Origin of the sequence: Pseudoalteromonas sp. Isolate6 (assembly GCF_022398435.1) — a bacterium.
GTDB lineage: Bacteria > Pseudomonadota > Gammaproteobacteria > Enterobacterales > Alteromonadaceae > Pseudoalteromonas > Pseudoalteromonas galatheae.
This window is the reverse complement of sequence record NZ_JAKEVK010000148.1, coordinates 1-11573: the sequence shown is the minus strand read 5'-3', so window position 1 is coordinate 11573 and position 11573 is coordinate 1. Positions and strand designations below refer to the sequence as shown.

At 44.4% G+C, this 11573-nt stretch carries 14 protein-coding genes, 2 tRNA genes and 1 rRNA gene; 12 read left to right on the top strand and 5 right to left on the bottom strand.

Annotated elements, in window-relative coordinates; genetic code table 11:
• Nucleotides 1–168: 168 nt before the first annotated feature.
• The 4 genes from L1D50_RS16900 to L1D50_RS16885 all read left to right on the top strand — a co-directional run bounded on the left by L1D50_RS16900 (nucleotide 169) and on the right by L1D50_RS16885 (nucleotide 1619).
• Nucleotides 169–315 carry a hypothetical protein gene (locus L1D50_RS16900; RefSeq protein WP_017219379.1) on the top strand — a complete coding sequence of 49 codons (147 nt, stop codon included), beginning with the start codon at nucleotides 169–171 and terminating at the stop codon, nucleotides 313–315.
• A gap of 225 nt (nucleotides 316–540) precedes the next feature.
• Nucleotides 541–631: transfer RNA gene (locus L1D50_RS16895), tRNA-Ser, on the top strand.
• Nucleotides 632–649: 18 nt separating this feature from the next.
• Nucleotides 650–742, top strand: a tRNA-Ser gene (locus L1D50_RS16890).
• Between the two features lie 127 nt (nucleotides 743–869).
• On the top strand, nucleotides 870–1619 hold the full coding sequence (locus L1D50_RS16885) for an MBL fold metallo-hydrolase (RefSeq protein WP_128725296.1): 750 nt from the start codon (nucleotides 870–872) through the stop codon (nucleotides 1617–1619).
• Here L1D50_RS16885 and L1D50_RS16880 read toward each other — a convergent pair.
• Both L1D50_RS16880 and L1D50_RS16875 read right to left on the bottom strand, forming a co-directional pair.
• Nucleotides 1616–2728, bottom strand: a complete 1113-nt coding sequence (locus L1D50_RS16880; protein WP_239966455.1) for an aminotransferase class V-fold PLP-dependent enzyme — start codon at nucleotides 2726–2728, stop codon at nucleotides 1616–1618. The two genes, L1D50_RS16885 and L1D50_RS16880, sit on opposite strands and share 4 nt — an antisense overlap.
• Nucleotides 2715–3902, bottom strand: coding sequence for a monodechloroaminopyrrolnitrin synthase PrnB family protein (locus L1D50_RS16875; protein ID WP_128725298.1), 1188 nt, complete (start codon nucleotides 3900–3902; stop codon nucleotides 2715–2717). Before L1D50_RS16875 ends, L1D50_RS16880 begins: the two co-directional genes overlap by 14 nt.
• A gap of 116 nt (nucleotides 3903–4018) precedes the next feature.
• On the opposite strand from L1D50_RS16875, the gene L1D50_RS16870 reads away from it, so the two are divergent.
• From L1D50_RS16870 to L1D50_RS16860, 3 genes are all read left to right on the top strand, one after another.
• Entirely contained in the window at nucleotides 4019–4486 is a 468-nt protein-coding gene (locus L1D50_RS16870) for an Lrp/AsnC family transcriptional regulator (RefSeq protein ID WP_128725299.1), read from the top strand.
• Nucleotides 4487–4549: 63 nt separating this feature from the next.
• Entirely contained in the window at nucleotides 4550–5824 is a 1275-nt protein-coding gene (locus L1D50_RS16865; protein ID WP_239966454.1) for an alpha/beta fold hydrolase, read from the top strand.
• Nucleotides 5817–6947, top strand: coding sequence for a GNAT family N-acetyltransferase (locus tag L1D50_RS16860; protein ID WP_138524888.1), 1131 nt, complete (start codon nucleotides 5817–5819; stop codon nucleotides 6945–6947). The genes L1D50_RS16865 and L1D50_RS16860 overlap by 8 nt, the downstream gene beginning before the upstream one ends.
• Here L1D50_RS16860 and L1D50_RS16855 read toward each other — a convergent pair.
• Nucleotides 6927–7517: a DUF938 domain-containing protein gene (locus tag L1D50_RS16855; RefSeq protein ID WP_138524886.1), complete on the bottom strand. Its 591-nt coding sequence runs from the start codon at nucleotides 7515–7517 to the stop codon at nucleotides 6927–6929. The genes L1D50_RS16860 and L1D50_RS16855 overlap by 21 nt on opposite strands.
• Before the next feature lie 166 nt (nucleotides 7518–7683).
• Here L1D50_RS16855 and L1D50_RS16850 point away from each other — a divergent pair, with 166 nt between their 5' ends.
• The 5 genes from L1D50_RS16850 to L1D50_RS16830 all read left to right on the top strand — a co-directional run bounded on the left by L1D50_RS16850 (nucleotide 7684) and on the right by L1D50_RS16830 (nucleotide 10774).
• Entirely contained in the window at nucleotides 7684–7866 is a 183-nt protein-coding gene (locus L1D50_RS16850) for a hypothetical protein (protein WP_128725303.1), read from the top strand.
• Nucleotides 7867–7981: 115 nt separating this feature from the next.
• Nucleotides 7982–8392 (top strand): hypothetical protein, encoded by a 411-nt coding sequence (locus L1D50_RS16845; protein WP_128725304.1) that lies wholly within the window; start codon nucleotides 7982–7984, stop codon nucleotides 8390–8392.
• A gap of 8 nt (nucleotides 8393–8400) precedes the next feature.
• Nucleotides 8401–9777 (top strand): class II fumarate hydratase, encoded by a 1377-nt coding sequence (locus tag L1D50_RS16840; protein ID WP_128725305.1) that lies wholly within the window; start codon nucleotides 8401–8403, stop codon nucleotides 9775–9777.
• Between the two features lie 107 nt (nucleotides 9778–9884).
• Nucleotides 9885–10385, top strand: a complete 501-nt coding sequence (locus L1D50_RS16835; protein WP_138583230.1) for a hypothetical protein — start codon at nucleotides 9885–9887, stop codon at nucleotides 10383–10385.
• An 8-nt stretch (nucleotides 10386–10393) separates the two neighbouring features.
• The gene (locus L1D50_RS16830) at nucleotides 10394–10774 is read left to right on the top strand and encodes a hypothetical protein (RefSeq protein ID WP_128725307.1); all 381 of its coding nucleotides are present in this window, start codon (nucleotides 10394–10396) and stop codon (nucleotides 10772–10774) included.
• Between the two features lie 17 nt (nucleotides 10775–10791).
• On the opposite strand, the gene L1D50_RS16825 is transcribed toward L1D50_RS16830, so the two are convergent.
• Nucleotides 10792–10977: a hypothetical protein gene (locus tag L1D50_RS16825; RefSeq protein WP_128725308.1), complete on the bottom strand. Its 186-nt coding sequence runs from the start codon at nucleotides 10975–10977 to the stop codon at nucleotides 10792–10794.
• Nucleotides 10978–11363: 386 nt separating this feature from the next.
• Nucleotides 11364–11477 (bottom strand): 5S ribosomal RNA (gene rrf, locus L1D50_RS16820).
• Nucleotides 11478–11573: the final 96 nt, after the last annotated feature.

Below are 11573 nucleotides of genomic sequence, written 5' to 3'. Positions count from 1 at the left end.
AATCACAATTATGCATAACCATTCAAAAAAGCCATTAAAACAAAAATGAATAAAGCATTAATTCATTAGTTATTTTTATCCGAAAACATCAATTTTTATCGTTTTAAATTTAAACAAATTGCGGGCAAAATAACCTTGTTTTCAATCATAACTTATTAGGAGCCAGACATGCTTAATTCAGCTGCACCTTGCAGCCCATCACAAAACACGTTTAACCAAACACAACCAACTAAACAACGTCGTATCAATTGGACGAAGTGGTTGGCAGTATGTGGTCAACACTTAGCGTTAAAAGACGTGATTATGTATAAGTAAGTCTGCACAGAGCATGGCGCCCCAACCCGCCATGCTCTCGTCAGCATTTGTTTCAATAGACCATAAAAGCACCTATTCAACCAGCACTTTTGTACAAAACCTCTTCGACAAACCGCTAATTTCTAGCACAATTTTAAAAAAAACCTCACTTTTAGAACGTTTTTTAAGCAAACAGTTTAAAAACGGTTTACAGCGCCTAAATCGCTAAGTATTATCTTTGCCCATGGAGAGATGGCTGAGTGGTTGAAAGCACCGGTCTTGAAAACCGGCATACGTTAATAGCGTATCTAGGGTTCAAATCCCTATCTCTCCGCCATTTTTAAAGTATTGCGTCGGAGAGGTGGCCGAGTGGCTGAAGGCGCTCCCCTGCTAAGGGAGTATAGGGTTTGTAGCCCTATCGAGGGTTCGAATCCCTCCTTCTCCGCCATCACTTATAAGAAAACCGCTTAATTGCGGTTTTTTTATGTCTGCGATTTATCACTGCCATACACAACTGGTCAGATGTCTTTATCCTATGCTATGTTGAGATCTGATTGGGGAAATGAGTGTGACGAATGAAAATCCATGTCTTAGAAGGTTATATTCAACATATTTATCTGGTCGAGCACGAAACGGATCTGCTATTACTCGATGGTTGCTGTCGTGCCGATGTTGAGTTGGTCTGCAACTACATCCTGCAATTGCAAAAACCATTAAGCGCACTAAAGCTGATTGTGGTCACGCATATGCACCCAGATCATGCCGGTGGCGCGCACAAACTCAAAAAACTCACGGGCGCAAAGATTGCGACCGCAAATGCCCCCAGTCAGTGGTATCGAGGTATTGATGGTGTCATGATGCATCTCTCCGATATGGCGCTGGCACTTTGGGTTGCTGGGCGAAAGCGCAAGGCCAAACGTAACCTTTGGTATCCAAGACAATTATCACCAGATTTTTTCCTAGCTGATGGTGATAGCTTACCCTACTTTAACGAATGGCAAGCGATACACACACCCGGTCATACGGATAGAGATTTGAGTTTGTATCATCTCCCCAGTAAGCGCATCTATGTGGCGGATTTGACGGTAAAAGTGAAAGGACAATTTGTTGCGCCTTTTCCGGTATTCTATCCACGCTTGTATCGCCAATCTCTTGCCAAAGTAAAGGCACTAAAACCCCACTCCGTGATTTTGGCACACCAAGGAGAGGTACTTGCTGAAGAAATTGATTTTAACGCATTGATAGCGCACGCGCCCAAGCAGCCAATGACACATTGGCGCTCGGTGAAGAAGAAGACCAAAAAAGCACTAGGATTAGGAAGCTAGCTTTCGTTTATAACCTGCACCAACCGCGCAATGTCCTCCTGACTATTGTAAATATGTGGTGAGACGCGAATACCGTAGCGACGATTATCCACAGCAATGCCTGCACGCTTAAGCTGCTCCATCACTGCCTCATGCCGCGAGCCAAAATGCAAAATAGCGGTCCCAGAGCAAGCACTCTGTGCTGTAGGAGAGCGATAAAATTCAGGTAATGCCGCTTGTAACCCAGACAACAAAGCAAAGTTGTACGCTCTTACTTGCTCAACCCCGAGCTCAGCAAAATAGCCAAGGCTATGCCCCGCATAGATATAAGGTGCCACACTTGGTGTACCGCCCCAAAAACGCAGCGCACTTTCACTCAGCGCAAAATGATAAATATCAAACTCGAATGGATTTTGATGTGAAAACCAGCCAACGTCTTTTGGTTCGCAATAAGGCAAAACATCCTCATTCACCCAGATAAAACCGGCGCCAGGGCCACCGCAGCTCCATTTCACACAAGAGCCTATAACGCAATCCGCGCCCCATTCGCTTAAATTTATTGGTAATACACTAAGTGACTGAGCGATATCAATAATGCTTCTACAGCCGTATTGGTTAGCAAGGCCAATGATGTCGGCGACAGGGGCTTGCTGACCGCTATTCGAATAAACATGACTGACAAATACCCAGTCAATTTGCTCGTCAATATATTGCTGCCACACGCTAAGGTCGTGCATATTCATCGCTTCGGGAATATAAACAATCTCAATATTGTCCAGCGCGTTTTGTAACGCAAACCCCATGCTGGGGAAGTCTTGCTCACTCATTAACACGCGCACTTTGCGAATGCCACTTTCGGGTAAACTCATCGCCCACTTCGTTAAACCACTGGAAAGATTTGCTTGCGGACAAAACAAGCGAGGATCAGTGTGTAATAGGGAGGCTAAGGACGAAGTAAAACGATCAATACCGCTTAGCCACTGCTGCCAAGGCTCCTGGTTTTGTAGTTGCCACGGCACCATAAATTGCTGATGAAAATCTTCCGCTGCAGATTTCAACATACGACCAACAGAATGACTCAATAAATAGGGACCCGTAGACAGGTGAAAATCATCCTTATATTGCTTCATGCTTAATCCCTATTGCTTGGCGTAATCGTTTTAAGTCGTGATGCCGAGTAAAGATATCATCGCGCTCGGCAGCGGCTCGCCTATCTCTTAAGTCTGCGAGTTCTTTGAGTAAGACTTCAATCGGTGGACCACTGGCGGTCACTTTGCTTAAGTGCTGTTGCTGCATTGCTTGCGAAGGTTTGGCGATATACTTTTCGACGAGTTGATTGTGATGTTGTATGGCCGTATCTCCATGCAGCTTACACACTTGTACAAACAAACTACAGGCGGGGCCAAACCAATCACTTTTCGGCCCTTTCAATGCACTCAGAAACGCATCCATTAAATTAGGCGTGCGCATGCATTCCCGCAAGGTTGCTTGGTCTTCTGGCATCATATAGAGGAATTTTTCCACCAGCATTTGACCATAGCTAATATCATTAGCTGGGCATAACCCCAACATCATATCGATAACATTGATACCCGCAAAATCTCCAGCGTTTGCACCACGATAGACCTCTTTACCAACTCGGTAAGGTTTGTAATAGGGTCGTACAACGTAAAAGAATGCCTCGGTATCTAGCTCCTTAAATAACTCTCGATTAGACTCTATCACCTCAAGCAGCGCTTGCTTAACTTGTTTGAGTAGCACCAATGACATGGGATGAGAAATTCCCAAATGATGCACTTTCATTAACGATTCAGACGCACGTTTATAGGCAAGAATGGCCTGCGTATTGTAGTCGATGAATAAGCGCTCTGCCGGATGAGAAGTAAAGCGCTTATACACGCCGTTGATTGCGCGGTTATGTGTGGTGAGATGAGCCGTTGCGAAGCGCGGCGTAACCCCCAAAGAGGCACCAATATGCATGGCTAGTGCCGATGCTTGCGTTAGTGGAGACACCTTTTCACGGCTTGGCTCGGTAATTTCGTGGCGTCTGCATGCAGCCATAAATAGACCAACGTTACCGAGTAAGTCGAATGCTTGCTCAAAGCCTTCGTCGGTATTGCCTTCTTCTAGCAAGGCTTGGATCAGTTGATTACCTTCTTCTAATAACTGTGCTTTTAGCGTTTCACCAACGCCTTCAACATTTGCTTTATCCTGTTGCTGCCAATAAAGATGTTCAAGCTTGTCGTTAAGGTCAACAAACGGACCTCTAATCCAAGCGTCAAATTGTACGGCTAATGGACTCATGATTACTTCTCGTGATTATTCCACAGTTAAGGCTAGCAAATCACCACGAGCATAATTTGCCAATTTTCTCTAAAAGTTTAATACTGATTAGCAAGAATCACTCTTTTATTTGGTTTATGTCGGTAAATCTAGATGCCAAGGACAAATTGCTCCTTAACGCCTTGCAACATAATGCACGTTTGAGTAATGCCTCACTTGCCGAAAAGGCAAACCTTTCCGATACTCCCTGTCTTCGACGCGTAAAACGCTTGCAAGATACAGGAGTAATTTCAGGCTATCATGCGGCACTGGATAGAGCGCAAGTTGACCTAAGTATTTTGGTTTATGCATTTATAAAACTCAGTGAAAATACCGCAACTGCAGCGCATTTATTTGAACAACACGTGGAATCTGAAGATCAGGTGATCAGCTGTTCAGTGATCTCCGGAAGTTATGATTACCTACTGGAAATCGTAGCAAAGGATTTGCCCAGCTATGAACAATTTGCCAAACATCAACTGGGGGCCTGTAAGGTAATTAGCGGGATTGAATCAACGATTGTACTAAAGCAAACTTTTGCAAAACGCATATTACCGATCCGCTAACCATTTTTATCGTCATCTGTTCTCGCTATACTGCATGTGATTTTATGCTCATAAGGACCGACAATGCGCCACTACCTTACCTCCACAGTATTTGCTTTTAGCCTGCTTGCCTCACCTTTGGTCATCGCACAAGACTGTGTTACCCAAGTGAGTGATATGTCGCTATTCACCAAGAGCAAAAAGTCGGGATTATTCCGCGATGCAATCGATAAAGGCCCCGTCACAGTCGATGTAGGGAATATAAAAAACTATAACGATTATATTCGTTCGACCAAGCAACTTATTGAAAGCCGCAACCCCCGCGCCACACTGCCATGCCCCTTAATAACGCCTATTGCAACATTACTCAACCTGACAAACCCCAAGGTAAGTGACTTAATCGCGCCATTTTCACTTGAGCATGACAACAAAGATCACGCCATTTTACTCATCCATGGTCTGACCGATTCTCCTTTTACTTTTCACTACCTTGCGGCAGCGCTTTATGAAGCAGGATACAATGTCAGAACCATGTTACTGCCAGGCCACGCGACCGCGCCAAGCGATTTAACCGAAGTTGATATTGACGATTGGCAAACCCACACGGATTATGCCATCGCACAGACGAGCCAAGATTTTACGCATTTTTCCGTACTTGGCTACTCCACGGGTGCTGCCTTGGTGCTAAGTAGCATAGCGAAGCACAAGCCCAATAATTTAGGCTCTGTTGCACTTATCTCACCCGCTACGGAGCCACATAATAAGAACGGTTGGCTAGCCAAATGGATTGATTACGTGCCATTTGTCAATTGGATAGATGAAGACGCAGATTTGGATTTCGCCAAATATGAATCTTTCCCATGGCATGGCGCAACGTTAGCCCATCAAGCTATAGCGCCACTCAAATCACTCACCACTTTGCCAGATGTACCGATGTTTATCAGCTATAGCGATGTCGATACCACCATAGACAATCACGCAACGGCAAAGCTGCTAGAAAAGTGGCAACCTAAATCAACATTGACCCAATTTATCTACTCGGAAACACTATCGACTAAGCAAGGAGTGGAGTATCGGAGTGTGAAAGCCGACAATATTATCGATATGTCTCATATTGGTATTTTGCAACCACCTGAACATATTTTTTACGGCCGCAAAGGGCCTTATCGTAACTGCACCAGTTACCACTTAGAAGACCAGGCCTTTATTAACTGCCGCACAGGTAAAACCGTCCATTTTGGCGAGCGTCACGAAAAAAGCATGACGCAATACGCTTCGCTTGCACGGATCACTTTTAACCCTGATTACAGTAACTTTGAGCAAGCACTGCTCGCATTTTTTGACGGCCACAATGACTGAGTACCAACATAGGTTTATTCATTCTCTAACTGAAGTGACAGAAGCACAGTGGGACTGTGTTTCACCATCACATGTATTTACGAGCTACGCTTGGCTACTTGCATTAGAGTTAAGCGGCTGCACCAGTAAAGAGACTGGCTGGATACCGCATCACCTAATGATTGAACGCCAAGGCGAGTTGGTTGCAATTTTGCCAGGTTATATTAAATCGCACTCTTATGGCGAGTACGTTTTTGATTGGGCTTTTGCTGAAGCCTACGAGCGCCATGGATTAGACTACTATCCTAAATGGCTGTGTGGCGTTCCCTTTACGCCAACTCAAGGGCCAAGAATATTAACGAAACGTCTATCTTCTTGCTTGCTTGAATATATTGACGCTACGCTCACGAGCCTCGCCCAACTGGGCATTAGTGGAGTCCATATTAACTTTTGTCGTGAAAGCGACTTTCTCACTCAGAGTCATTTAACGATGCGCCGCAATGTGCAATTTCATTGGCATAATCATGGTTACGCCAAGTTCGATGATTTTCTCGCACGACTCACATCAAGAAAGCGTAAAATGGTCATAAAAGAACGCCAAGCTGTGACCGCCCAAGGTATTAACATAAGTTGGACTGTTGGCAGAGAAATCAGCACAGCACAACTCGATGCGTTTTTTCTCAGTTACCAGCTCACCTACCTTAAACGATCGCGACACCACGGCTATCTCTCTCGCGACTTTTTTCAGCAAGTTATCACCTCGATGCCAGATAAGCTTCGTCTTTGCTGCGCTTACTTAAACCACGAAATTATCGCCACCAGTTTATATCTTGTGGATGGTGATACCTTGTATGGTCGCTATTGGGGCGCAATTGAGGATAGTTACGACTTTTTGCATTTTGAGCTGTGTTACTATCAAGGCATAGAGTACGCCATTGCGAATCAGCTTGCTGTCTTTGACGCAGGTGCTCAAGGCGAGCACAAGTTAGTGAGGGGTTTTGAACCGGTGTGGAGGCAATCGTATCACCGCTTATTTCAACCTGACTTTCAGCGAGCGCTTGAGGATTTTACCAAGCGCGAAGCTGACGCACTCGAGCATTACTTTACCGAGTGTCGAGCAAAACTACCGTTTAAACACCAATAAGCGATTATTAGCCGGCATCGCATAGTCTTGCTGTAGTGTAAGTCCTTGCTCTGCCGCAAGCGCCAATACCCATTCTTGATCGCGAATGCCACTCTCTTTGTCTTGTGACCTTAAATACGTATCAAACTCTCGGTTACTCTCGCTGGTAAATTCACCTTGATAATTAAAAGGCCCATAAACTATCAGGTAGCCGCTTTCTTTAAGGTGTCGTCCAACTCCTGCGATTAAGCGCTCAACGAGCGTTGATGACACAATGTGCAAAGTATTAGCAGTATAGATCACATCATAACGCTGATTAACAGGCCACGCATGGTGTAAGTCTAGCGCCAGTGGCGGTAAAACGTTTTCAAGTTCTGCATCATCAAGCCACGCTTGAATACCGGCGTGATTGACCTCTCGGTCCGCTGTCTGCCACGTTAAATGTGGTAACGTCGCAGCAAAGTGCACCGCATGCTGGCCCGTACCAGAGCCTATTTCTAGCACTTCCAAAGACTTGTTTAGATAAGGAGTGAGCTTTTCTAATATTGGCTGTTTATTGTTTTCACACGCTTGAGAGTAAGGTTTTGTCATCTCGTTTGCACTATTTTGATCGGTTTATGCGCCTCATTGAGGCAAGAATTTATCTCAATTGCAAGGCAAACAGCTAAAACTTCTACTAAGCAATTAAAATTAGAAAAGAAATTTATTTTGGTACAACTTCTGCTAAGTTTAAAGTGTACCAAGAGGAGAAGCGAGCATGAAAATTTCAGAGATCACCCAAATGCCAAGCCAACTTAAAAGCGAGGGACTCGTCCTGAAGAAGCGTAAAAATACCTTCACTAAAGGTCGCGCTTACCGACAAGAAGTCGCCAACCTAATGCAACTCGAAGAACAAGAGAAAGAGCATTCAGAGCAGCAATATCTCCTCGGCTATAATTAACTCAATCACTCTTTTTAAATTCATTTCAGACTCATAGTGGGCTGCTATGGTGAATGCTAAACAAATTGATTGGCAATGCAAATACTAAAGCTTGAATTGCCAAACAAACGATGTAATGATAACCATTATCATTACATCGTTTGGTTTTGTATTCATGCAGCTAGCTACTTTATTACAGACTTACCGTGCGAAGCTTAATCGCCACTGCCAGCGACCACAACTTGAAGCACCACTCTTGGTTGCGGAATATATTGCGGCAGGCATAGGCATGGCGAAATGGTACGAGCGCCATAATAACCCGCTGCTGCAAGAGCTTTATCTTAAAAATACATTGTCCGAACTGTTAGAACAGATTGCCGATCCACTCGTTGATACAGCCATACGTAAACAATGCATGGATCAATTATTTAAACCTTTGCTGGCATTAAAACGGTTTTATAAACAGCACCATACTTCGTCACAGCAATTTCTGAAGCTCCAGCGAGATGCGTGCCAAACCTGCCAACAGTTTAACCCTTTTTATTAGGAGCAACGATGACTACATTTCGTCAAGAATCCGATAGTATGGGAACATTAGATGTTCCTGAGCATGCGCTCTACAAGGCGCAAACACAGCGCGCTGTAAATAACTTTCCTATTAGCGGGATCACAATGCCAACTAGCTTTATCAAAGCATTGGCCTATATCAAACAAGCTGCAGCAGAAACCAATCAATCCCTTGGCCATCTATCAAGTGATAAAGCAAAAGCAATTGTGAGTGCATGTCAGCAGCTAATTGATGGCAAACACTTAGACCAATTCCCTGTAGATGTCTTTCAGACTGGTTCTGGTACCAGTTCCAATATGAATGCCAACGAAGTGATAGCTACGTTGGCTACTGAATTAAGCGGCGTAGCAATTCATCCTAATGATGACGTTAATATGGGCCAAAGCTCAAACGATGTGATCCCAACAGCGATTCACGTGAGTAGTGCAATCACAGCAGTGTATGACCTTCTGCCAGCACTAAAACACTTATCTCGTAGTATTGAACAAAAAGCAGAGCAAGTTGGTCATCATGTCAAAACTGGCCGGACGCACTTGATGGATGCAATGCCGGTGACCTTTGCACAAACATTAAGTGGCTGGCAGGCGCAGGTGGATAACGCTTGTCAGGGCATTGTTCATTCCTTAGAAAAGGTTTACGAGTTAGGTCAAGGTGGAACAGCGGTAGGCACAGGTATTAATGCCGATCCACAGTTCGCAAAATTATTTAGCCAAAACCTGAGCACTAACATCGGGATCCGTTTCAGTAAAGGTAGCAACTTTTTCTATCACATCGGTTCACAAGACGCGATTGTGGGCCTTTCTGGCCAACTTAAAACCTTTGCAGTAGCACAAATGAAGATAGCTAACGACTTACGCTGGATGAATTCAGGACCGCTTGCTGGCCTAGGTGAAATCGAGCTTGAGGCGCTACAACCCGGCTCTTCAATCATGCCAGGTAAAGTAAACCCCGTTATTCCAGAAGCGGCAGCAATGGCCAGTGCTCAAGTCATCGGTAATGACGCAACGATTAGTGTTGCGGGCCAGTCAGGCAATTTCGAGCTGAATGTTATGCTGCCAGTGATTGCATTAAATATTTTGCAAAGTATTGAGATCCTCTCGAATACCTCGAGGCTACTTGCAGACAAAGCTATTTCAAGCTTTAAAGTGAATGAGCAGAATATTCAAAAGGCGCTCGCTAAAAACCCGATTTTAGTTACCGCGTTAAATCCTGTGATCGGGTATGAAAAAGCAGCACAAATTGCCAAGCTTGCTTACAAAGAAGGGCGTCCAATTATTGAGGTCGCTGCTGAGCAAACCGATCTGAGTGAACACGAGCTCCAATCATTACTCGATCCGCAAAAACTCACCAAAGGCGGTTTATAACGCTATCGTTCACAGCCTGCAATCACATATAGTGTATGCAGGCTGCAGAACTTGCTATTCCTTAAAGACTTGCGTAGTTTAATTAGCAAACATTAGGAGAGCATATAATGAATAAGATGATCCCCACTTTACTCGCAACCTTTCTGCTGTTTGGCTGCCAAGAAGAGGTAACTAAAAAAGAAACCACTGAACAAAAAGCGCAGGAAACCAAACCTGTAAGCGAAAAGCACACTGAAATTAAAGAATCAAAAGAAGCAAGCTTACCTATTCAACAAGAGGGTAAAAAGCTCGACACCTCTGATATCAAAGCCCATAAACAATCATTGGAAAACGTCGTGGCCGACAAAAGCTGTGATAACGATACCCAGTGTAAAGTCATTGCCGTTGGCGATCGCGCCTGTGGCGGCCCTTCCTCTTATCAGGTTTATTCAACTAAATCAGCAGATGAGGCACAAGTAAAACAATTAGCGGAGCAAATTACTACATTAGAGCGCGCCTATAATATGCAAAATCAAATGATGAGTATCTGTCAGCATTTAATTGAACCCGCAACGCAATGCGTTGAAAATAAGTGTGTTAAACTAGAAAATAGTCGTCCTACATACTAGAGGCAATAATGAAGTTAGCTATTTCTCTCGCCTGCATCGGCACACTAATTGCGGCATTATCAGGCTGTGAAATGACGCCAAGCGATGCCACAAGTCGCTCTAATACTGCGCATACACTCACCGAGATAAGAGCACATTTAGGCTGTGATGCAAGCTACCAGTGTAAAGTAATTGGGGTAGGTGAACGATTAACCTGTGGTGGACCAAGGGAATATCTGATCTATTCAACGAAGCATACTGATGAGCAAGATGTAGAAACTGTCGTTAGCGCTATTACAGAGCAAGAAAAGCTGAATAACAAAGAAAAAGCACCAGCGGTTAGTTGTGAACCTGTGATGCCAATACAAACACTATGTATTGCGCATACCTGTCAGGCAGTGCCTCTATAAACTAGTGAGCCTTCAGGTCATCGAACAAGCTCATTGATCACTGAGATCACCATCACTAAAACCGCACAAATACTCGCGTTAACAATATACTTCACTTCAAGCCTCTTCTTAATCCAATAGCTATACATAAAACGAATTAAGTAAGTGGCTGAAGTGCCAAACAATGCAAATATTACCAACAGTGCAATTAAATGAAATGACACGCTAAGACCCCTGTTTTTAACCCATCATATCGTTAATTAACCTTTCCTTATAGCCCTTATTGCATAAAACCATATAGCTGCCTCATGCTCTCAAATACTCGGCGGGTAAACCGTCTCCAGCCATACTGCTCAGTGCTGATGTGGTGGTAGGAGTGAGTTTACCTCGCGATCTTTAATAAGGCCCTGACTCGCTACGAAGTAGGATGTTTTATTCTTTTTGTTTGGGAAGCCCAACAGCTCGGTGGGTAAACCACCTCCGACCACACTGGTCAGTGCTGATGCTGTGGTAGGAGCGAGTTTACCTCGCGAGATTTTATATCTCAAATCTCTATGCCCCACATAGCAAAAAACCCGTCGCATCTCTGCAACGGGTTTCTTTAATAAGGCCCTGACGATGTTCTACTTTCACATGGGAAGCCCACACTATCATCGACGCTGTTTTGTTTCACTTCTGAGTTCGGCATGGGGTCAGGTGGTTCCAAAACGCTATGGTCATCAGGAAATCTGGGTGCAAATGTCTAATGACATCGTGCCTCGCACGAGCATTCCATTTGCGCAAGGTGAACCGATTTCGCGATACCGCTGAGGTTGGTCAC